Annotated in this window: 19 protein-coding genes and 3 tRNA genes; 20 read left to right on the forward strand and 2 right to left on the reverse strand. The window is 43.1% G+C overall.

Features of this window, described 5'->3' with window-relative positions; all coding sequences use genetic code 11:
* Window positions 1-468 precede the first annotated feature (468 nt).
* The gene (locus tag IEY67_RS24045; protein ID WP_183672487.1) at window positions 469-1,029 is read right to left on the reverse strand and encodes a YdeI/OmpD-associated family protein; all 561 of its coding nucleotides are present in this window, start codon (window positions 1,027-1,029) and stop codon (window positions 469-471) included.
* A gap of 26 nt (window positions 1,030-1,055) precedes the next feature.
* Window positions 1,056-1,907, reverse strand: coding sequence for a helix-turn-helix domain-containing protein (locus IEY67_RS24050; protein ID WP_183672488.1), 852 nt, complete (start codon window positions 1,905-1,907; stop codon window positions 1,056-1,058).
* A gap of 183 nt (window positions 1,908-2,090) precedes the next feature.
* Here IEY67_RS24050 and IEY67_RS24055 point away from each other — a divergent pair, with 183 nt between their 5' ends.
* From IEY67_RS24055 to IEY67_RS24150, 20 genes are all read left to right on the forward strand, one after another.
* Window positions 2,091-3,215: an efflux RND transporter periplasmic adaptor subunit gene (locus IEY67_RS24055; protein ID WP_373292279.1), complete on the forward strand. Its 1,125-nt coding sequence runs from the start codon at window positions 2,091-2,093 to the stop codon at window positions 3,213-3,215.
* Window positions 3,216-3,226: 11 nt separating this feature from the next.
* Window positions 3,227-6,403, forward strand: a complete 3,177-nt coding sequence (locus tag IEY67_RS24060) for an efflux RND transporter permease subunit (protein ID WP_183672490.1) — start codon at window positions 3,227-3,229, stop codon at window positions 6,401-6,403.
* A gap of 2 nt (window positions 6,404-6,405) precedes the next feature.
* Window positions 6,406-7,767, forward strand: coding sequence for an efflux transporter outer membrane subunit (locus IEY67_RS24065; protein ID WP_183672491.1), 1,362 nt, complete (start codon window positions 6,406-6,408; stop codon window positions 7,765-7,767).
* Window positions 7,768-7,894: 127 nt separating this feature from the next.
* On the forward strand, window positions 7,895-9,250 hold the full coding sequence (locus IEY67_RS24070; protein ID WP_183672492.1) for a dipeptidase: 1,356 nt from the start codon (window positions 7,895-7,897) through the stop codon (window positions 9,248-9,250).
* The gene (locus IEY67_RS24075; RefSeq protein ID WP_183672493.1) at window positions 9,247-10,557 is read left to right on the forward strand and encodes a DEAD/DEAH box helicase; all 1,311 of its coding nucleotides are present in this window, start codon (window positions 9,247-9,249) and stop codon (window positions 10,555-10,557) included. The genes IEY67_RS24070 and IEY67_RS24075 overlap by 4 nt, the downstream gene beginning before the upstream one ends.
* On the forward strand, window positions 10,554-11,810 hold the full coding sequence (locus IEY67_RS24080; protein ID WP_183672494.1) for an amidohydrolase: 1,257 nt from the start codon (window positions 10,554-10,556) through the stop codon (window positions 11,808-11,810). The genes IEY67_RS24075 and IEY67_RS24080 overlap by 4 nt, the downstream gene beginning before the upstream one ends.
* Window positions 11,811-11,813: 3 nt before the next feature.
* A complete protein-coding gene (locus tag IEY67_RS24085) occupies window positions 11,814-12,641 on the forward strand; it encodes a purine nucleoside phosphorylase I, inosine and guanosine-specific (RefSeq protein ID WP_183672495.1) in 828 nt (275 codons plus the stop codon).
* A 137-nt stretch (window positions 12,642-12,778) separates the two neighbouring features.
* Window positions 12,779-12,851 (forward strand) — tRNA-Gly (locus tag IEY67_RS24090).
* A gap of 49 nt (window positions 12,852-12,900) precedes the next feature.
* Window positions 12,901-12,985 (forward strand) — tRNA-Leu (locus IEY67_RS24095).
* A gap of 3 nt (window positions 12,986-12,988) precedes the next feature.
* Window positions 12,989-13,072, forward strand: a tRNA-Leu gene (locus IEY67_RS24100).
* 237 nt (window positions 13,073-13,309) lie between these two features.
* Window positions 13,310-14,227 (forward strand): helix-turn-helix domain-containing protein, encoded by a 918-nt coding sequence (locus IEY67_RS24105; RefSeq protein ID WP_183672496.1) that lies wholly within the window; start codon window positions 13,310-13,312, stop codon window positions 14,225-14,227.
* 120 nt (window positions 14,228-14,347) lie between these two features.
* Window positions 14,348-15,484 (forward strand): GNAT family N-acetyltransferase, encoded by a 1,137-nt coding sequence (locus IEY67_RS24110; RefSeq protein ID WP_183672497.1) that lies wholly within the window; start codon window positions 14,348-14,350, stop codon window positions 15,482-15,484.
* 15 nt (window positions 15,485-15,499) lie between these two features.
* On the forward strand, window positions 15,500-16,720 hold the full coding sequence (locus tag IEY67_RS24115; RefSeq protein WP_122373492.1) for a beta-ketoacyl-[acyl-carrier-protein] synthase family protein: 1,221 nt from the start codon (window positions 15,500-15,502) through the stop codon (window positions 16,718-16,720).
* Between the two features lie 26 nt (window positions 16,721-16,746).
* Window positions 16,747-16,998, forward strand: a complete 252-nt coding sequence (locus IEY67_RS24120) for an acyl carrier protein (protein ID WP_122351379.1) — start codon at window positions 16,747-16,749, stop codon at window positions 16,996-16,998.
* A complete protein-coding gene (locus IEY67_RS24125; protein WP_122373311.1) occupies window positions 16,991-17,416 on the forward strand; it encodes a hotdog family protein in 426 nt (141 codons plus the stop codon). The genes IEY67_RS24120 and IEY67_RS24125 overlap by 8 nt, the downstream gene beginning before the upstream one ends.
* A gap of 14 nt (window positions 17,417-17,430) precedes the next feature.
* On the forward strand, window positions 17,431-17,811 hold the full coding sequence (locus IEY67_RS24130; RefSeq protein WP_122373310.1) for an ApeI family dehydratase: 381 nt from the start codon (window positions 17,431-17,433) through the stop codon (window positions 17,809-17,811).
* 10 nt (window positions 17,812-17,821) lie between these two features.
* The gene (locus IEY67_RS24135) at window positions 17,822-19,297 is read left to right on the forward strand and encodes a phytoene desaturase family protein (RefSeq protein ID WP_183672498.1); all 1,476 of its coding nucleotides are present in this window, start codon (window positions 17,822-17,824) and stop codon (window positions 19,295-19,297) included.
* Between the two features lie 13 nt (window positions 19,298-19,310).
* Window positions 19,311-20,039, forward strand: a complete 729-nt coding sequence (gene flxB / locus IEY67_RS24140; RefSeq protein ID WP_183672499.1) for a flexirubin biosynthesis SDR family reductase FlxB — start codon at window positions 19,311-19,313, stop codon at window positions 20,037-20,039.
* An 80-nt stretch (window positions 20,040-20,119) separates the two neighbouring features.
* Window positions 20,120-20,545, forward strand: a complete 426-nt coding sequence (locus IEY67_RS24145; protein ID WP_221267845.1) for an acyl-CoA thioesterase — start codon at window positions 20,120-20,122, stop codon at window positions 20,543-20,545.
* Window positions 20,546-20,581: 36 nt separating this feature from the next.
* A complete protein-coding gene (locus IEY67_RS24150) occupies window positions 20,582-21,562 on the forward strand; it encodes a CDP-alcohol phosphatidyltransferase family protein (RefSeq protein WP_122373306.1) in 981 nt (326 codons plus the stop codon).
* Window positions 21,563-21,647 lie beyond the last annotated feature (85 nt).

Consider the following 21,647-nt stretch of genomic DNA (forward strand, 5'->3'; position numbering starts at 1 on the left):
CCGATCCCCGACCGATGAGCTTGAAAGAAAAACAGCGCATGACACAGTTTATTTTACGCCCCCTAAAAAAGTAATTCCATTATTATCAAACCTGCTATAAACTAGCTCTTTGGCTATTACTTATAAATCATTGAACCTTCATCATTAAGCTTTGCGACCTTTGTCGTTAAGCTTAATGACAGTGGTGGGTAAGCTTATCGAGCTTGGTCGTTAAATGAATAAACTATAATGTTTAACTTAATCAGTCTGGACTTTTCGCTCAGTGATCGATAATGTAAGTCATAATAATAAGTGATCTAAAAAAGATGAAGGTGAAGGTTTGTATAAACCATTCACCTTTTTGAGCAACCATTCACCCGATAAATAATTAATTTATATATTGTTTTTCAGGTTGTTATGCTATGTCTGGTGAACGGTGAATGGTGAATGGAAGAAGTGCCATATTATAACATGAAAAGAATATCCTTTTTACATTAACTTTTTGTTCTGCTCCAATAACCCGACTATTTTCTCTAATCTTTTCAGGCGGGTGTCTTCTCTTTTTGCTTCAAAGTAGAAACCGACAAAATTATTTTGAGTCGACTTTGCTGTCGTAAGGTAATTAGCATAAGCCTGATTGTAGTCTTTTATCAGGGATTCAAATTCAGACTTTTGAGTATCGGTAACATTTCTGTCCCGTACCTTTTCCCATTCTCCGCTTCTTTTGGCTTCTTCGATGGCCTGCATTCCGAATCCGGTCATTCTTCCTTCTTTGATAAGCTTTTCTACAATCTTTTTATTCTTTTCCGACCATTTACTTCCTTTCCTTCTTTGGGAAAAGTACTTTTTGTATTTGTGCTCGTCGATAGAGTTGATCAGCCCGTCGATCCAACCGAAACATAATGCTTCTTCCAACGCATCTTCTGCGGATAATGTTTTTAATGTTTTTGTTTTCCCGAATAGTAACCAGATACCCTCGTTTGTCTGGCCGTAATTCTTTAACCACTCCTGAAAGTCTTCTCTTGTCGCGAAAATTAATTCTGTTTCCATTTTTAATTGGTTTTATTTCGTGAGTATTATTTTAAGTAGATATTCCGGTATTCTGTCGGTGACGATCCGGTATGTCTCCGGAAGAAACGGCACATATATGACGGATCTTCGAAATTCATCTCAGCTGCGATGCTTTTAATAGATAAATTAGTATTGGAAAGATAAGTTTTGATCTCTACGATGATCATTTGTTCGATTATCTCTTTGGGGCTTTGCTCCATTCCTTTATAAGCCAATTTGTAAAGATAATCAGGTGTTATACAGAGTTTGTCTGCATAAAAACTTACTTCCCGGTGTTGATGGCAATGCTCTGCTAACAGGCTGGCGAACTTTCCCAGGATAGCCCATGTCTGATCTCTTTTATAGTGATCGTTGATTCCTATGTTTTTTTCTTTCGCTTCACTGTCGATAGCCATAAAAAGGCTGTGGATGTTGTTGCGTAACAGTGTCAGTTTATATTCTGGTGCACATTCGTCAATAATCCATTTTGTTTGCTGATACCACGTATGTAGTAGCATGGATTGATTTTCTGATAGATGGAGAATAACGTGGTCATATATGAAATACCAAAACGAAGTAGGAGTAATTTTATAAAAGACTTCTTCCATCACTTCTTCGGAAAGCGAAACATACAGGGCGGAAAATGTATCTGACACTTCGATCGTAACGAATACTATATCGGTAAAGATAAAGACCGCATCTCCTTTTTTCATTATTCGCTTTTGAAAATTGGTAGAGACAGTAGCCATCCCTGCCGTACATAACAGGATTGTGCAACAGTTTGGATCCAACGGATGTCCTATGCTCTCTTTCAGGTCGGTTATTCCGGCTGCATTTTCGTTTCCAGGTCGGTGTAAAGCGTATTTTATATTTGTCATATTTTATTCGGATCTTCTCTGCGAAGATAGTATGTTTTTTTAGAATCCCTCTTTGGTTTGTATTGAAAAGTACCCGATATGGCAGGATTATGATATGTGATCAGGTTACGACAAACTATATCTTTGCGCTCCGGTAAATCAGTTGTTACCGGAGATAGTTCCAGATAATGAAAGATTGTTCAAATTAGTAACCGTATGAAAAATTTATCTCAATTTATTACCATTCTCTGCTTTATGTTTCTGATATCTTGTAAGAATAAACAAGAAGGGGAGTTTCATCAGGCTTATCCAGTATTAACCGTGACGTCTGCTCCGGCGGAAATCAAAGAATCTTATTCAGCCTCTATCCGGGGGCGACAGGATATTGAAATTTATCCGCAAGTGTCGGGTACGATATTCCGGCTTTGTGTTCAGGAAGGCGAAAAAGTGAAGAAGGGAGAAACTCTTTTTGTTATCGATCCGGTTCCTTACCAAGCTGCTTTAAGAACAGCGACGGCAAATGTACATGCAGCACAAGCGCAAGTGGAAACAGCCCGGCTGACTTACGAAAGTAAACAGGAATTGTTCCGTGAAAACGTCATTTCGGAATATGAATTATCGACAGCACGGAATGCACTGTCTGTTGCCAATGCAGGACTGGAGCAAGCCCGGGCACAGGAAGTGAATGCCCGCAACAGCCTCTCCTACACAGAAGTAAAAAGTCCGTCGGACGGTATTGTCGGGATACTTCCTTACCGGACAGGTGCTTTGGTTAATCCGTCGATGGCTCAACCGCTGACCACCGTATCGGACAATTCACAAATGTATGTCTATTTCTCTATGACGGAAAATCGTCTTCGGGCATTGATCCGGCAATATGGTTCGCCGGACGAAACGATAAAGCAGATGCCGTCGATCGAACTGCAGTTGAATGATGGAAGTCTCTATGAGGAAAACGGATATATCGAAAGTATCAGCGGCGTTATCAACCAACAGACGGGAACAGTATCGGTACGAAGCGTATTTCCGAACGAGAACCGTATGTTATTCAGTGGCGGGATCGGTAATGTCGTTATTCCTTATAAAATGGATGATGTGATTGTCATTCCTCAGTCTGCTACCTATGAATTACAGGATAAAGTATTTGCTTACAAAGTGCAGGAAAACGGAAAACTTTCCGCTGTTCAGCTACAGCTAGAAAAGCTGAACGACGGTACTGACTATATTGTTCGCTCAGGTCTTCAGCCGGGCGACCGGATTGTCAGCGAAGGTGTCGGATTGTTGCAAGACGGAATGGAGATACTTGTCAAAGAAACCGAAAAACAATAAAATAAAAAAGTATGAACCTAAGATATTTTATAGACCGTCCTGTCTTATCGATTGTTATTTCCATAACAATTGTTCTGATGGGTATTATTTCTTTGTTTACGCTACCTGTCGAGCAGTATCCCGATATTGCGCCTCCTACGATCCAGGTCTTTACCAATTATCCGGGAGCCAATGCTGAAACTGTTCAGAAAAGTGTCATTGTCCCGTTGGAGGAAGCAATCAATGGGGTGGAGAATATGAACTATATCACTTCCACGGCCTCAAATAGTGGCGATGTGTTCCTCAATATCTTTTTCAAACAAGGAAGCGACGCAGATATGGCGGCAGTGAATGTACAGAACCGTGTTTCTACGGCGTTGAGTTTGCTGCCTGCCGAAGTAACCAAGATCGGTGTCACGACCATGAAGCAGCAGAACGCTGAGCTGAAGACTTTTGCTCTTTACTCACCGGACGATGCTTACGATCGCCAGTTCCTCAATAATTATATGAAGATCAATGTGGAACCTCGTATCAAGCGTATTGCCGGAGTAGGGCAGGTTATGCAATTCGGTTCCAATTATAGTATGCGTATCTGGCTCAAACCGGATAAGATGGCACAGTATAAACTGGTTCCGGGAGATATCTCGGCTGTATTGGATAAACAGAATATCGAAGCAGCTACGGGAGCATTCGGAGAAAATCATGATAATACCCATCAGTACACCATGAAGTATCGTGGACGCTTCTCTACACCGGAAGAGTTCGGTAATCTTGTGATACGTTCTTTGCCGGGGGGCGATGTGTTACGGTTACGTGAGGTTGCTGATATTGAACTGGGAGATGAGGCTTATAATTATGCAACGGAGGTGAATGGTCATCCGGCTGCACTGGCAATGGTGTTTCAGACTGCCGGGTCGAATGCATCAATTATCATCAATGAAATCGATGCCACACTGGAAGAGATAAGCAGTGATCTTCCTAAAGGAATGGAGTTTATAACACTGAATGACACAAACCGTTTCCTGTATGCTTCGATCCATGAGGTGGTAAAAACATTGTTGGAGGCTATCTTGCTGGTAATCCTGGTGGTATATGTCTTTTTGCAGGATATACGTTCTACGTTGATCCCGACTATTTCAATTTTTGTTTCCATTATCGGTACGTTTGCCTTTATGTCGGTAGCCGGGTTCTCGATCAACCTATTGACATTGTTTGCTCTGGTATTGGCCATTGGAACGGTGGTGGATGATGCGATAGTGGTGGTCGAGGCTGTTCAGGCGCGGTTCGATGTGGGATATCAATCTTCTTATATGGCAACGAATGATGCAATGAAAGGAGTATCTTCGGCTATTCTTACCTCGACCTTGATCTTTATGGCTGTATTTATACCTGTGTCTATGATGGGAGGGACTTCGGGAGCATTCTATACCCAATTCGGTATAACAATGGCTGTTGCCGTCGGTATTTCGGCAGTCAATGCCTTTACATTGTCTCCGGCACTCTGTGCTTTGTTATTGACTCCTTATATAGATGAATCCGGAAATGTAAAGGATAATTTTGCAGCCCGTTTCCGTAAAGCGTTTAATGCAGCTTTTGATGTGATGACCAAACGTTATGTACAAGGAGTATTATTGTTTGTCAAACGTCGTTGGCTGATGTGGGGCACATTGGTGACTGCCCTTGTTTTACTTGTTTTTCTGGTACAACATACCAAGACAGGATTGATTCCCGATGAAGATACGGGAACCGTAATGATCAGCATGAACTCCAAGCCGGGTTCATCTCTGCCTCAGACTCAACGGGTGATGGAGCAGATGAACAAACAACTTAAAGGGATTCCTGAGGTAGAATACAATGCCAATGTGGTAGGTTATTCATTTTCCGGTTCGGGACCTTCCATGGGTATGTATTTCCTTTCGCTCAAACATTGGGATGAACGAAAGGAAGAAGGACAGTCTGCTGCCGATGTAGTGAATAAGATTTATGGTTTGTCGACTGAAGTTCCGGATGCGCAGATATTTGCTATGACGCCACCGATGATCCCTGGTTATGGTATGGGTAGCGGTTTTGAACTTTACATACAGGACAAGACTGCCGGTGATCTGAACGCTTTCAAGAAAGTAACAGATAATTTTGTGGCCGCACTTAGCCAGCGCCCCGAGATTGAAGCCGTTTATTCTGCTTTCGAGACAAACTATCCACAGTATTGGGTAGATATCGACGCCGCCCAATGCGAACAATCAGGAATTTCTCCGGGTGAAGTCTTAGAAACGCTTTCAGGCTATTATAGCGGTGGATATGTATCCAACTTCAACCGTTTCTCTAAATTGTACCGTGTGATGATCCAGGCAGATCCTGAATATCGTGTCACACCGGAGTCGCTGAACCATCTTTATGTAAGGGTCGGTGAGGAAATGGCACCGTTGAGCCAGTTTGTAAAGTTGACGAAAACGTATGGCCCGCAGGATTTAATGCGTTTCAACCTCTATAATTCGATCTCGATCAACGGTTCACCGGCAAACGGTTACAGTTCGGGAGATGCATTACAGGCCATTAAAGAAACGGCGGATCAGGTGTTGCCGAAGAATTACGGATATGAATTCGGAGGTATCTCACGTGAAGAAAGTAAGACGACTAATAATGTTGTTATTATTTTCGGTATCTGCCTTTTGTTGGTTTATTTGATATTAAGTGCTTTATATGAGAGTTTTCTTATTCCGTTCGCAATTATTCTTTCGGTGCCTTGCGGATTGTTGGGCAGCTTTTTGTTTGCCCAGTTGTTCGGGTTGGGGAATGATATTTATATGCAGACCGGATTAATCATGCTTATCGGATTGCTGGCTAAGACAGCTATTCTTCTGACGGAATATGCGACTAAACGCCGGGAAGCAGGAATGTCACTGACGCAGGCTGCTCTTGCCGCTGCAAAAGTTCGTTTGCGTCCGATCCTGATGACGGCTCTGACAATGGTATTTGGTCTGTTGCCGTTAATGGTGGCGCATGGGGTAGGTGCAAACGGAAGCCGTTCGTTGGCGTCCGGTGCGGTAGGCGGCATGCTTGTCGGAACGTTGGCTTTATTATTCCTTGTCCCGGGTCTTTTCATTGTATTTCAATATCTACAGGAGAAAGTCAGGCCGATACAAGCCTCCAGGGGAGATGCCGATTGGTCTATACAAACGGAATTAGAAGAAATAGGAAAGAAAAAGTGAGTATGAAACAGTTATTTGTTTTAAGTCTTGCAATCTGTCTGATGACAGGTTGCAGGATATATAAACCTTATTCTCGTCCGGAGGTTAATACGGACGGACTGTATCGGGATATGACAGTGGAAGATACGGCAACAGTCGCTTCCCTTTCCTGGAAAGAGCTTTTTACGGATAATTTATTACAGAACCTGATCGAAAGGGGATTGGAGTATAATACCGATCTGAATATCGCTCATCTGCGGGTGAAGGAAGCCGAAGCTGTTCTGATGAATGCCCGTCTTTCCTATCTTCCTTCTTTATCGTTGAATCCGGAGGGCGGAGTTAGCAGCTTCGATGGCGCTGCTCCTGGTAAGACGTATAATTTAGCTTTGTCGGCAAGCTGGGAAATAGATGTCTTCGGTAAAGTAACGAATGCGAAAAGAGGAGCGAAAGCTGCACTTGAAGGGAGCCGTTCGTATGAACAGGCTGTACAGACACAGTTGGTGGCTACCATTGCGAATAGTTATTATACTTTGTTGATGTTGGACAGACAACTTGTAATCAATAAAAAAACATTGGAAAGTTGGTCACGTACGGTAAAGACTTTGGAAGCATTGAAACGGGCAGGGGAATCGAATGATACTGCTATCCTTCAGGCAAAGGCAAATCATTTGGCACTCGAAGCATCTATTCTATCCATACAGAAAAGTATCCGTGAAACGGAAAATAGTTTGTCTGTTTTACTGGCTATGGCACCACAAACGATTGAACGGAAGACGCTGGAGGAACAGTCGTTTCCGGAAGAGCTGAAGGTTGGGGTTCCTTTGCTGCTTTTATCTAATCGTCCTGACATACGGCAGGCGGAATTTAACCTGATGCAGGCTTTTTATTCAACCAATGCGGCACGCTCTGCTTTTTATCCGAACATAATGCTTTCCGGTACTGCCGGATGGACAAATAACGGTAGCGGTGTGATTCTGAATCCCGGTAGTTTGTTATTGAGTGCAGTAGGATCGTTGACACAACCATTATTTAATAAAGGTACGAATATCGCTAATCTGAAAGTGGCGAAAGCCCGGCAGGAAGAGGCCTCTCTTTCATTTCAACAGTCTGTTTTGAATGCAGGGAAAGAAGTGAACGATGCTCTGGTGCAGTGGCAGGTTGCTCAACAAAGGATAGAGATCGGAAAGCAGCAGGTTGGTGCTTTACAGGAAGCTGTACATAAAACGGAGTTATTGATGCAATATTCTTCTACGAATTATCTGGAAGTATTGACTGCACAAAAGTCCTTATTGGATGCGGAATTAGTACAGGCGCAGGATCAATTTGATAAAATACAAGGGGTTATTAACCTATTCCATGCACTTGGTGGTAGTAGATTCCAGTAAACATAGGAATGGAAAGTTAACATTCTGATATATTTTATAGGACAATAAAAGGTAGATTTAAGTAATTTATTCGTAAACTTGTAACCCTAAATAAAAACGTTAAATTTAAAATTAAATCTCCAGTTTTATGACAGTAAAATCGTATATAGAATCCAATAAAGATCGTTTCCTGGAAGAGCTGTTCAGCTTGATCCGTATTCCGTCAATCAGTGCAAAACACGAACATAAACCGGATATGACAGCCTGTGCCGAACGGTGGACAGAGTTATTGTTGTCTTCCGGTGCAGACAAAGCGGTAGTTATGCCGACAGAAGGAAATCCGGTAGTTTATGGTGAAAAGATCATTTCGCCGGATGCTCCGACCGTACTTGTTTATGCTCATTATGATGTAATGCCTGCCGAACCGTTGGAACTGTGGAAAAGCCAGCCGTTCGAACCGGAAATACGGGATGGTCGTATCTGGGCACGTGGTGCCGATGATGATAAAGGCCAGTCGATGATGCAGGTGAAAGGTTTTGAGACAGCATTGAAGCTCGACCTGCTGAAATGTAACGTGAAGTTTATCTTTGAAGGAGAAGAAGAGATCGGTTCTCCCAGCCTGGAAACCTTCTGCCGCGAACATAAAGAATTGTTGAAAGCAGATGTGATCCTGGTATCTGATACCAGTATGGTCAGTGCCGAAACACCTTCATTGACAACCGGTTTGCGTGGTCTGGCCTATTGGGAAATCGAAGTGACGGGGCCTAACCGTGATCTGCATTCCGGTCATTTCGGAGGGGCAGTAGCTAACCCGATCAATGTGTTATGCAAATTGATGGCGGATATAATCGATGCCGACGGACGTATCACGATCCCCGGATTCTATGATGATGTAGAAGAAGTTTCTCCGGCAGAACGGGAGATGATTGCACAGATCCCGTTCAATGAAGAAAAATATAAAGCGGCGATCGGTGTGGATGCCCTGTTCGGTGAAAAAGGATATTCGACACTGGAAAGGAATAGTTGCCGTCCGTCATTCGACATCTGTGGTATCTGGGGCGGTTATACGGAAGAAGGAAGCAAGACTGTGTTGCCGTCGAAAGCCTATGCAAAAGTTTCCTGTCGGTTGGTTCCGCATCAGGATCATACGAAAATATCTCAGCTATTCGAAGATTATATAAACCAAGTGGCTCCTGCCTGTGTTAAGGTAAAAGTCACACCGAAACACGGTGGACAGGGTTATGTTTGTCCGATTGACCTACCTGCTTACCAGGCAGCGGAGAGAGCCTGTACGGTTGCTTTCGGAAAGAAGCCGCTGGCTGTACGTCGTGGAGGAAGTATTCCTATTATCTCCACTTTCGAACAGGTATTAGGTATAAAGACCGTCCTGATGGGCTTCGGACTCGAACAGAACGCTATTCATTCTCCTAACGAGAGTTGCATGTTGGACTTCTTCTATAAAGGGATTGAATCGGTTGCCGAATTTTATAAAGAATACAAATGACACAAAATGAGATCGTAGCCCGTGCCTTATCGAATACAGGTATCGAGGCGTTGAATGAAATGCAGCAGGCCGTATTGGATGCCGGTACAACCAAAGATATGGTTTTGCTTAGTCCGACGGGATCAGGTAAAACCCTGGCATTCCTGTTGCCTTTGCTTACTACATTGACTGACGAGGAGAAAAAGATACAAGCGCTTATCATCGCTCCGTCGCGTGAACTGGCTTTACAGATAGAAACGGTATTCCGTTCTCTGGGTGCCGGATATAAGGTGAATTGCTGTTATGGCGGTCATCCGATCCGGACGGAAAAGAAGAGTCTGGAACATGCACCGACCGTATTGATCGGAACTCCGGGACGAATCCTCGACCATCTGGAACGGGGTAATATCGATTTGGATACTGTCCGGACACTGATTCTGGATGAGTTCGATAAGTCTCTGGAATTAGGCTTTCAGGATGAGATGAAAGAGATTCTGGCACACCTTCCGGGCGTGCGTCGCAGGGTGTTGACTTCGGCAACGGAAGCTGTCGAAATACCTCCTTTTACCGGTATTACGGCACCGGTACGTTTGTCATTCCTGACAGGTGTAAAGGAAGCGAAAGGTTTGACTTTGCGTATCGTGAAATCTCCGATCAAGGATAAACTGGAAACGTTATACAAACTGTTGGGCGAATTGAAAGGCGAATCAGCTTTGGTATTCTGTAACCAGCGTGAGTCGGTGGAACGTGTCAGCAATTACCTGACCGAGATGGGTGTGGATAATGAATATTTCCACGGAGGTATGGAGCAGCCGGAACGTGAACGGGCTTTGTCGCTTTTCCGTAATGGCAGTGCTTCTGTCTTTATTTCCACCGATCTGGCTTCCCGTGGACTGGATATTCCGGAAGTGAAGAATGTCATTCATTATCATCTCCCGATCAATGAAGAGGCGTTTATCCATCGAAACGGACGAACGGCTCGTATGAATGCGGAAGGAAATGCCTTTATGATCTTGAACGAAGTGGAAACTGTCCCTGAATATATCCCCCGTGAACCGGATGAGTTTTTCCTGCCGGAGAAAGCCAAGAAGCCTCTTCGTTCGGAATGGGTGACACTGACGATCAACCGCGGTAAACGGGACAAGCTGAGTAAAAAGGATGTTGTCGGTTTCCTTTTCCAGAAAGGCGGTTTGGAGAAAGAGGATCTCGGCGTTGTCGAAGTAAAGGAAAGTTGTGCTTATGCGGCAGTAAAACGCGACAAGAAAGCAGACTTACTGGCACGTATCCGTGAAGAGAAGATAAAGAATATGAAAGCGAAATTTGTATGAGCATATTGATTAAAGAGGTAGAGCTGAATGGAGTAGCTACCGATATTTATATAGAAAACAAATACATCAAACAGATAGGTGCAAACCTTCCTGTAACGGCCGATACTGTTATAGACGGTCGTCGTAAAGCCGTAGTTCCCGGTTTTGTGAATACACATGGTCATGCTGCAATGACTTTGTTTCGTGGTTTTGGCGACGATATGCCGCTGATGCCCTGGTTAGAAGAAAAAATATGGCCTAACGAAGCCAAGCTGACAAAAGAGGATGTTTATTGGGGAGCCAAACTAGCTTGTCTGGAAATGATAAAAAGCGGGACAACCACTTTCTTTGATATGTACCATAAGTTTCATGCAACCGCAGAGGCTGTGGAAGAGATGGGTATCAGAGCTAATATTTCCAGTGCCTGTTTCGACCAGTTTAAACCGGAGTTGACGGAGAAAAGTAAACAAACAATCCAAAAACTATATAATGAAATGGATCGTTACAGCAAGCGGATACATTTTTCGATAGGTCCGCACGCTATTTATACCGTTTCCGGCGAATTACTGCAGTGGGCGGATGCTTTTGCACGGGAACACAATGTTTTGATCCAGCTACATCTGGCGGAAACAGAAGGTGAAGTGGAAAACTCCGTGAAGAACTTCGGATTGACACCTGTCCGCTATTTATATAAGTTGGGAGTGTTGTCTCCCCGCTTGTTGATCTCCCACGGCATTTATGTCGATGACGATGAAATTCGTATGTTGGCAGACCATGAGGTAAAAGTGGCACATAATCCGGCATCCAATATGAAACTGGCTTCCGGTATGCACTTTAAGTTCCAGGAGATGCGTGAGGCAGGTATTTTGGTTGGATTGGGAACGGACGGTTGTTCGTCATCCAATAATCTCGATATGATAGAGGCAATGAAGCTGGCTTCTTTATTGGGAAAGGTTTGGAGAAAAGACCCTGAAGCCGTTACTGCCGACGAGATATTCCAGTCTGCGACAGTCAATGGAGCAGCTATTGCTAACCTAAAGGCAGGAAAAATAGCTGAAGGCTATCTGGCCGATCTTTCTTTGATCGATTTGAATATGCCTGCATTTACACCGAATTTCAATTTCATATCCAATCTGGTCTATGCGGCTAACGGAAATTGTATCGATACGGTGATCTGTGACGGAAAAGTCTTGATGCAGAATAGAAAGGTTCCGGGTGAAGACGAGATTATGGAGCGGGCTGCCCAAATAGCTTATAACTTAATTAAACGATAAATTATGAATCTGAGTTATACGAACGAACAATATCAGGAAGCGGCAGCATTTATAGCCGCGCGTATCACCGGCAATCCGGAGACAGCCATTATCCTGGGTAGCGGATTGGGCTCTTTGGCTGACCGGATAGAGGAGGCTATCGTGATCCCTTATGCCGAAATACCTCATTTCATGCATTCGACGGCTGCAGGACATAAAGGTAATTTTATCTGTGGAAAGTTAGGCGGAAAGCAAGTACTCGCTATGCAGGGACGCTTCCATTATTATGAAGGATATTCGATGCAGCAGGTTACTTTTCCTGTTCGCGTGATGAAACTGTTGGGGATAAAGAATTTATTGGTATCGAATGCGGCAGGCGGTATAAACAATACGTTCAAAGTAGGTGACCTGATGATTATCCGCGACCATATCAATATGATGCCGAATCCGTTGATCGGTCCGAATAATGAACTGTTCGGAACCCGCTTCCCGGATATGACACGTGCTTATGACCGCGAGTTTATCTGTGCGATAGAAGAGATTGCCGCTTCACATGCTATACCTTTAAAGAAAGGTGTATATGTCGGATTGACCGGTCCGTCTTTTGAGACACCTTCCGAATATGCTTTTTATGGTCGGGTAGGAGGCGATGCTATCGGCATGAGTACGGTTCCTGAAGTTATTGTAGCACGTCATGCCGGATTGAGAGTGTTCGGTATGTCGGTTATCACGAATGAAGGATATCATTTTGCAGACGATTTTGTGAACGACGGCGCTGATGTGATCGTTGCTGCCAATAAAGCAGCAGCTGTAATGACTACTTTGTTCAGTGAACTGGTTTCCCGCATCTGAATTTTTTTTCAGAGTGAAACTCACTGTATTAAAATAAGATAGGAAATTGAACGGGTTGGGAAGGAAAAAATAGTATAAAAAAAGTATCTTCCGGTTTTGGAAAATAAAAAAATACCTATATCTTTGCACCCGTTATCGCGAAAGTAGCTCAGTTGGTAGAGCATAACCTTGCCAAGGTTAGGGTCGCGGGTTCGAGTCCCGTCTTTCGCTCACAGATAATAAGAGCGGTAAGAGGCCGCCTTTTTTATATAATGGAAATGCCCAGGTGGCGGAATTGGTAGACGCGCACGTTTCAGGTGCGTGTGTCGCAAGGCGTGCAGGTTCGAGTCCTGTTCTGGGCACCATTGGCGCGGATGGTGAAATTGGTAGACACGCTACTTTGAGGGGGTAGTGCCGGTTACGGTGTGTGAGTTCGAATCTCATTCCGCGCACATTTACTTTAAACTTCTGAATATCAAAATCTTATTTTACTTCTCTTGTATTATTCATATAAATCTTATTTTTTGAGTTATTCTATATAAGTCATTTGTTTTTATCTGTAACAAATTTTCTGTTATGCTTCTTGTTTTTTGAAATAGGAACAATAGGACACTTTTAGGGTGATATGTAGCATATTAGAATACATTGATACAGTTATATTTGCATGGAAGTGATAATTCTATGTAGATATGGAAAGAGAAAATACAATTCGACAAGTGGGTATAAATGACATCCTGGATGCCAGTGAAAGAATCAATGCCGGTATCACGTATACTGATAAAGACATTATTGTAATAGAACACTTGGAAGATATGACGGAACGCGGATCTGTCAAGTTATCGAAAGATATGATTATGATAATCGCCTGTCTGGAAGGAAAAATGCAGGTCAATTTGAATGCTAAACTCTATACGCTCCATCCGTATGAAGTTTTAATTTGCAAACCTAATATTATTTTATATGATCATGAAAACAGGACTTCTTTCAGGGGGAATGCAGTATGTCTTTCTACCCGCATTCTCCAAAGTCTCTTGCATTATGGGAGTGATATTTGGAACAGATTTTTTCAGTTCAATCAAAATCCGGTCATTTGCATAGGAGAGGAGAGCCTGCAGTTGTTTTCCCTATATTCTGAGATCATGCGTTTAAGATTAAAATTTCCTCAGCGATCTTATCATAAAGAGGTTATGACTACTTTTATGCGGGCTATTATCTATGAGTTGCTGGCTGATTTGGACCATAATACGATTGAAACACCCCCAACTTCTATGAAACAGGGAGATATCTTATTCAAGAAATTTATAGAAATACTGGCAAACAGTGAAATAAAGCAGCGTAATCTGAGCCATTATGCCGATAGGTTATTCGTTACTTCCAAATATCTATCGACTGTAAGTAAAAAGGTTAGTGGAAGAACTGCTATGGATTGGATCAATGAATATGTCACAGACGATATTCAGCATTTCCTGACACATACCGATAAATCTATCAAAGAAATTTCTGAATACCTGGAGTTTACCAACATATCTTTTTTTGGAAAATATGTGAAGGCCCATCTGGGTTGTTCTCCGAAAGAGTTTCGTAAACAGTTGGGTTATAAAAAATGAGTTCGTCTTTCAATAAACTTTCCCGAAAATATTCTTAAATTCTCCAATACTGGTGGATTAGTCGCAGCTATTTTTACTCGCTTTGCAATTAGGAAAACCTTTCATAGTTTTACTCTCGTTATGAAAATTGTCAATGTGAAAAAGGTTGGGACGAAACACGAAATGGACGATTTCGTGAAGTTTACAGGCTGGTTGTATACCGGCTGCCAATACTATGTTCCCGACTTGGATATGGATATTCGCGAGGCTTTCGATCCACGTAAGAATGCGGGATTGGAATTTTCCGATATACAACCTTTCATTGCATACGATGAAGAAGGGAAACCTGTGGGCCGCATAGCAGGTATTATCAACCATCATGCCAACGAGAAATGGCAAAAGAAGAATGTCCGGTTTGGATTCATTGATTTTATTGATGACCCGGCTGTGTCGGCTGCTTTGCTGAAAGCTGTGGAAGAATGGGGCAAAGAGAGAGGTATGGATTATATACAAGGGCCGATGGGGATCTTCGATTTCGATAAGGAAGGTATGCTTATCGAGGATTTTGACAAACTGGGGTCGATGATTGCAATATATAACTATCCTTACTATCCCAAGCATATGGAGGCCTTGGGTTATGAGAAAGAGGTCGACTGGGTGCAGGTATGTATTGAAGTCCCTGAAGAAGTCCCTCCTAAATATGCCCGTGTGGCCGGGTTAGCAAAAGAGATGTTCGGATTGCATGTCAAAAAGTTGACTAATACTGATATTTCAGAACTTGGATATGGAAAAAAGGTATTTGACCTGCTGAATGTGGCTTATGCGCCTCTCTTCGGTTATACGGAATTGTCGGATAAACAGATTGATTTGTATATCAAACGATATCTGCCGCTGGTTGATAAGCAATTGTTGCCTGTCATAGAGAATGAAAACGGTGAAGTGGTAGGCGTGGCAATAACGATGGGCAGTTTATCGCATGCGTTGCAAAAAACAAAAGGGAAACTTTTCCCTTTTGGATGGTATCATCTTGTTCGTGCTTTGAAATGGAAAAAGGAAGAGAAAGCGGAACTGCTTTTAATGGCTGTGCGTCCTGACTATCAGGGATTGGGCGTGAATGCACTGTTTTTTGATGACCTTATACCAATCTATAATAAACACCACTTTAAATGGGCGGAAACTGGTCCTCAACTGGAGGACAATATCAGGGAACTGACGCAATGGAAACCTCTGAACCCAACTTTCATAAAGAGAAGGCGATGCTATAAAAAGAAATTATAAACGAAAATGACAATTATGGAAAGAAAAGTAGTGATAACGGGCATGGGTATATGGTCGTGCCTGGGAAAGACACTCGAAGATGTACGCGATTCGCTTTATGGCGGCAAGAGCGGTATCGTTTTCAGTCAGGAACGTAAAGAGGCCGGATTCCGTTCTGCTTTATGTGCCGATATCGAACTGCCTGACCTTAAGCCGTTCATTCCTCGTAATTTACGACAGTTTATGCCTGAAGAAGCACAATATGCTTATATGGCAACGCGTTCGGCCCTGGAAAATGCAAAACTGGATCAGGATTATATCGACAGCCATGAGGTAGGCATTATTTATGGAAACGATTCTGTAGCCGAAGCTACCATGCATGCGCTAGATAAGTTTCGTGAATTCAAGGATACATCCGCTTGCGGTAGTGGTGCCATCTTTCAGTCGATGAACTCCACCGTGTCGATGAATCTTGCGTGCCTGTTCAAATTGCGTGGCATTAATCTGACAGCTTCTGCTGCCTGTGCTTCCGGTTCCCATGCGATAGGATTGGCACATACTCTTATACGTAGCGGATTACAGGATTGTATTATATGTGGAGGTGCCCAGGAGGCCAACTTATACAGTGTGGCTTCGTTCGATGGTATTCAGTCGTTTTCCATGCGTGAAGACGAACCCGCAAAAGCTTGTTGCCCGTTCGATCGTCACCGTGACGGCCTGGTACCTGGCGGTGGTGCAGCAACAGTGATAATCGAAAGTTATGAACATGCTGTTAAGCGGGGTGCACCCATATTAGCAGAAATAGTAAGCTGGGGATTTTCAGGTAACGGTGACCATATCTCTACTCCGAATATATCCGGTCCTGCACGTTCACTGGAATTATGCTTGAAAAACGGCAATATGACTCCACATCAGATAGGCTATATCAATGCCCATGCTACTTCTACACGTATCGGTGACAGCAGGGAGGCTTTGGCTATAGCTCATATATTCGGTGATTACAAAGTGCCGGTAACTTCCACCAAGAGCCAGACGGGACACGAAATGTGGATGGCGGGTACCAGCGAACTGATCTATTCGATGCTGATGATGAAAAATGGTTTTATTGCAGGAAACATCAATTTCGTGAATCCTGACGAAGAGACGGCCTGTATCAATGTAGTGCCGGAGACACGTGAAGAAAATTTTGACGTATTCCTTTCCAACTCATTCGGGTTCGGTGGAACAAACTCGACTCTCATTGTAAAAAACATATAGTAAACAAACTGATAAAATATATTATTATGGCACGTGAAGACATTACAAAACAGGTAAATGCTATACTGGCAGAAGAATTTGAAGTTGATCCGACTCTTTTTACACCGGATGCTAATGTGAAAGATACGCTCTCCCTGGACAGCCTCAGTCTGGTTGATCTGGTGGCTATTATCCAACAGACCTATAAAATAAAGATCCCGGCAACTGATTTACGGGAGATTCAGACTTTTGATAATCTGTATGACTATATAGAGTCACATTTCGGGCAGAATGGTTAATGAAGATATAAAGAATCTGATCCCGCAACGCGATCCTATCATGATGGTTGATAAACTGATAGATGTAGATGGAGATGTGGCGGTAACTTCGCTTACAGTCAGAGATGATAACTATTTCATAGACGAGAATGGCCTGCTTGCCGAACCGGGACTTATCGAACATATAGCCCAGTCGGCTTCAGCATTTGCAGGGTACAGAGCTATGGCTTCTGGAGCTGTTATTCCTCCTGTGGGATATATAGGTGAAGTGAAAAGGTTTCATTGTTATCGTCGTCCATATGTAGATGATGAATTGCGTACTGTTATCACCATGGGTACAGAGATAGCCGGTGTGACTGTCATCACCGGTGAAATCCGTCTTGGGGATGAGATAATAGCCGATACGCAAATGAAGATTTTCATAGAGAAAAATAGTTGATCTACAGAGTTGTTATGTTACTTGAAAATAAATATTACAAGATAGTCGATAGCTGTGGTGAAGGATTGAATGCCGTTTTTCGTATTGTCCTTTTACCTGATTGTGATGTTTATCGCGGTCATTTTCCTGGAAATCAGGTATGTCCCGGAGTTTGTAATATCCAGACCATCAAGGAATGTGTTATGCAGTTGACGGAGGAAAAACTACTGATCGGCACTATAAAGCAATGTCGCATGACAGCAGTTGCTTCACCTGTCGTTTGTCCGGAGGTAAATGTGACGATCACTGTTCTGCCTATCGACAGGGGATTCACCGTCACGGCCGCAATAACCGATACGGAAAGGACGTATATGGAGTACAAGGGAGATATGATTGTAGATAGTATTCTACCTTAAAGAATAAAGAATGAAATACGATGTAATTATTATAGGCAGCGGATTGGGTGGACTGGAATGTGCTCATATTCTTTCGCGCGCCGGAATGAATGTTCTTCTGCTTGAGAGAGGAACGCAAGCCGGTGGTTGCCTTCTTAGTTACAAGCGACTTGGATTGGCTTTCGATACGGGATTTCATTATGTAGGAGGTTTATATGAAGGTCAGTCACTACATGCTATATTCGAATATCTGGGATTACTACGTCTGCCGTGGGAACGCCTTGATACCTATTTTGACCGGGTAACAATAGAGGATCGTACCTTTGCTTTTGCACAAGGGTATGATAGGTTTGTCAGGACATTGGCTGAAGATTTTCCTGCTGAACGTGAAGCTCTGAACAGATATGTAAATATGTTGAAGCGAATTGAAGAGCAACAGTTCGATATGTTGAATCCTCAATCCGGAAAACCGTCATTCCCCTTTAAACTTTTTGAAACGAGTGCTTATCAATATCTGACAGAGACGTTTCGTGATCCCTTGCTGATAAACGTGCTTTGCGGTACTTCTTTGAAAATGGAGTTGAGGAGGGAATCACTTCCTCTGTTTACTTTTGCTCATGGCAATAGTAGTTTCATAGAGAGTAGCTGGCGGTTGAAAGGAGACGGTTCGTTGATCGTAAACTCACTGGTTGATGACATTCGCAGGCATGGCGGCGAGATCCTATGCAATTCCGAAGTACAGGTACTGGTAGAGAAAGACGGAAAACTGGTACATGCTGTATGTTCGAACGGGGAGAGTTATGAAGGCAATATTTTCATCAGTAATGTGCATCCTGCCGTTACTTGCGATCTTGTAAAACAGAGTGATAGGATGAAAAAAATCTATCGTAACCGTATTGCCGGACTGGAAAACACCTTCGGTATGTTCACTGTATCGCTTTGTATCAGGTCACGAACGCTTAAATACTTCAACTGGAATCAGTATGTCTATGATCAACCTAATGTATGGACGTTTTATCTTGAAAACAGTCCTGTAAGCGGAGTGCTGGTAAGTTGCCGGATTCCGGAAGATGGTAGTGAGTATGTGCAGCAAGTGGATTTGCTTACTCCCATGCTTTGGAGTAAATGTGAGCCATGGAATATGACAGAGGTCGGCCGTCGTGGTGAAGAATATAAGGCCATGAAGAAGCGTGTGGCAGAGGAATGTATTATACTGGCAGAACGATTTATTCCCGGACTCCGGGATATGATCACCGGATATTATACTAGCACACCGCTGACTTATCGTGATTACACCCTTACTCCTGAGGGGACTGCTTATGGTCTGCGTAAGGATTTCAGAGATCCGGTAATGACTGTGCTCTCACCGCGTACACCTATTCCGAATCTGTTCCTTACGGGACAGAACCTTATGCTGCACGGTCTGCATGGGGTGACAATGACAACGCTTTTTACTTGTGCTGAAATACTTGGAAAAGAGCATATATGGAATATCGTAAAAAATTAAAAAGAACATAACCATGAAGTATGCATTAGTAACCGGAGGCAGCCGCGGCATTGGTCGTGCTGTCTGTGTGAAATTGGCCCAAATGGGTTATCGTATTATTATTAACTATGTAAACAATACGGCGGAAGCCGAAAAGACGCTTGAACTGGTAAGGCAAACTGGTCAGGATGGCGAGATGCTGAAATTTGATGTAAGCGACTATCGGGAGACCCGCGATGCGATCGAGTCATGGGAGAGCGCCCATACAGAGGAGTATATCGAAGTGCTGGTGAATAATGCAGGCATACGGCGTGATAATGTTATGGCGTTTATGCCGGAAGAGGACTGGAGCCGTGTACTCGACATCACTCTTGATGGTTTTTACAACGTGACACAACCGTTGTTGCAACCTATGTTAGTTCATAAGTTCGGTCGTATCATCAATATGGCAAGTGTGAGCGGTCTCAAGGGAATGCCGGGACAAACCAACTATTCTGCAGCCAAGGGGGGTATCATTGCTGCGACAAAAGCACTGGCCCAGGAGGTGGCACGGAAGAACGTGACAGCCAATGTTATTGCACCCGGTTTTATTAAGACTGATATGGTGGAAGGCCTTGATGAGGAAATATTGAAAAAGACTATTCCTGCCCAGCGTTTCGGTACTCCCGAAGAAGTGGCTGAAGCGGTCGGTTTCCTGGTTTCTCCGAATGCCGGTTACATTACCGGTAATGTGATTTCAATCAATGGGGGATTGTATACTTAAGGATTTATATTCAATATGACTTTTATAAACGATGTATATAATGTCGCAATCAACGACAACGTCATTAATTTCCAATCCTGATGAAAGATCTTGAAGATATTTGTCGAGTACAGGTAAAGTTCAGTGAGATAGACTCGATGCAGAGGGTGTGGCATGGGGCGTACATTACCTATTTTGAGGATGGACGCGAATCATTCGGCAGGCATTATCCCGGCATAGGTTATGCAGATATGCAGCGTTCCGGTATTTGTGCCCCCATCTATGATATCCATATCAAATATTGTGCGCCTCTCGTTATGAATGATGTGGTTATAGTGCATACGCATTATATCTATAAACCGGGTGCACGGCTTGATTACAGCTATGAAGTCTACCGTGAGCATGACAATGTGCTGTGTGCCACAGGAAACACCATCCAGTTGTTCATCGATCCTGAGGGACAACTGATGATAGATAAGCCCGAATACTACCAGAGATGGCAGGATAAATACCTGGCTCAGTTGTAATATTGTAATAAACAATGAATCAAATAGAATAAATGTATGGCAGAAAATGTCAAATCGACTTATAAGTCAGATGATACCGAAGAATGGCTTGATACTGTTTGGACACGTCCTATCGGTTATCAGTGGGCACTTTTTTTCAAACGTCTGGATATCCATCCCAATACCGTAACTGTCCTTTCAATGATTATCGGTGCGGGATCTGCCTTTTTCTTTGCACAAGGTTCTTTCCGTACAGAAGGAATGAGCGGATTATTGTGTAATATAATAGCCATATTATTGTTGGCCTGGGCGAACTTCTACGATAGTGCGGACGGACAACTGGCTCGTATGACGGGGAAGAAAACCAAATTGGGACGGATTCTCGACGGTGCAGCCAGCGAGGTATGGTTCATTCCCATCTATCTTGGTCTTGTCTATCGGTTTTATATCCACCATGAGCTTGAATTTCGTATTCTGGGTATTGAGAATAATCAGCAGAATACGCTGGTGGTTACACTGATACTTTTTATTTTGGCGTTATATTCCGGTTTTGGTTGCCACAGCCGTCAATGCGGACTTGCCGACTATTACCGTCAGATCCATCTTTTTTTTCTGAAAGGTGAGGCCGGTAGTGAATTAGATAAGTCGGTACAACAGCAAAAGATATATGATGAAACGCCCTGGAAGGGTAACTTCCTTTGGAAAGCGTTCCTGAAAACTTATGTAGGCTATACTAAAAGGCAGGAAGCACAGACTCCTGATTTTCAGTTGCTGATGGATAAGTTGCGTGAAAAATACAGTATGATGGAGAATATCCCGCAATCTTTTCGCGACAAGTTCCGTACCCTTTCATTACCCATGATGAAATGGACTAACATTCTCACGTTCAATACTCGTGCCATTGTGTTATACGTCACTTGTCTGATTGATTTGCCCTGGCTCTATTTCTTCTTTGAAATTGTCGTGATGACTGCCATTTGTTATTACATGCGCCTGAAGCACGAGAAATTTTGTAAGGAGTTATATACCCAATTATAAGTTTGGCCATACCTGAGTGGCATGTGGTTCTTTATTCATTGATGCTCATTAGAATATTATGTGCGTATTTCGGGACACTCGATAA

The organism is Parabacteroides faecis, assembly GCF_014647375.1.
Classification (GTDB): domain Bacteria; phylum Bacteroidota; class Bacteroidia; order Bacteroidales; family Tannerellaceae; genus Parabacteroides; species Parabacteroides faecis.

Bases quoted from the DNA above. Each gene is read 5' to 3' on its own strand.
- IEY67_RS24125 (WP_122373311.1), top strand. From the start codon at position 16,991: ATGGTTAATGAAGATATAAAGAATCTGATCCCGCAACGCGATCCTATC.
- IEY67_RS24150 (WP_122373306.1), top strand. From the start codon at position 20,582: ATGGCAGAAAATGTCAAATCGACTTATAAGTCAGATGATACCGAAGAA.
- IEY67_RS24060 (WP_183672490.1), top strand. From the start codon at position 3,227: ATGAACCTAAGATATTTTATAGACCGTCCTGTCTTATCGATTGTTATT.
- IEY67_RS24130 (WP_122373310.1), top strand. From the start codon at position 17,431: ATGTTACTTGAAAATAAATATTACAAGATAGTCGATAGCTGTGGTGAA.
- IEY67_RS24050 (WP_183672488.1), bottom strand. From the start codon at position 1,907: ATGACAAATATAAAATACGCTTTACACCGACCTGGAAACGAAAATGCA.
- IEY67_RS24115 (WP_122373492.1), top strand. From the start codon at position 15,500: ATGGAAAGAAAAGTAGTGATAACGGGCATGGGTATATGGTCGTGCCTG.
- IEY67_RS24105 (WP_183672496.1), top strand. From the start codon at position 13,310: ATGGAAAGAGAAAATACAATTCGACAAGTGGGTATAAATGACATCCTG.
- IEY67_RS24120 (WP_122351379.1), top strand. From the start codon at position 16,747: ATGGCACGTGAAGACATTACAAAACAGGTAAATGCTATACTGGCAGAA.
- flxB (WP_183672499.1), top strand. From the start codon at position 19,311: ATGAAGTATGCATTAGTAACCGGAGGCAGCCGCGGCATTGGTCGTGCT.
- IEY67_RS24045 (WP_183672487.1), bottom strand. From the start codon at position 1,029: ATGGAAACAGAATTAATTTTCGCGACAAGAGAAGACTTTCAGGAGTGG.
- IEY67_RS24145 (WP_221267845.1), top strand. From the start codon at position 20,120: ATGAAAGATCTTGAAGATATTTGTCGAGTACAGGTAAAGTTCAGTGAG.
- IEY67_RS24075 (WP_183672493.1), top strand. From the start codon at position 9,247: ATGACACAAAATGAGATCGTAGCCCGTGCCTTATCGAATACAGGTATC.
- IEY67_RS24070 (WP_183672492.1), top strand. From the start codon at position 7,895: ATGACAGTAAAATCGTATATAGAATCCAATAAAGATCGTTTCCTGGAA.
- IEY67_RS24110 (WP_183672497.1), top strand. From the start codon at position 14,348: ATGAAAATTGTCAATGTGAAAAAGGTTGGGACGAAACACGAAATGGAC.
- IEY67_RS24135 (WP_183672498.1), top strand. From the start codon at position 17,822: ATGAAATACGATGTAATTATTATAGGCAGCGGATTGGGTGGACTGGAA.
- IEY67_RS24085 (WP_183672495.1), top strand. From the start codon at position 11,814: ATGAATCTGAGTTATACGAACGAACAATATCAGGAAGCGGCAGCATTT.
- IEY67_RS24080 (WP_183672494.1), top strand. From the start codon at position 10,554: ATGAGCATATTGATTAAAGAGGTAGAGCTGAATGGAGTAGCTACCGAT.
- IEY67_RS24065 (WP_183672491.1), top strand. From the start codon at position 6,406: ATGAAACAGTTATTTGTTTTAAGTCTTGCAATCTGTCTGATGACAGGT.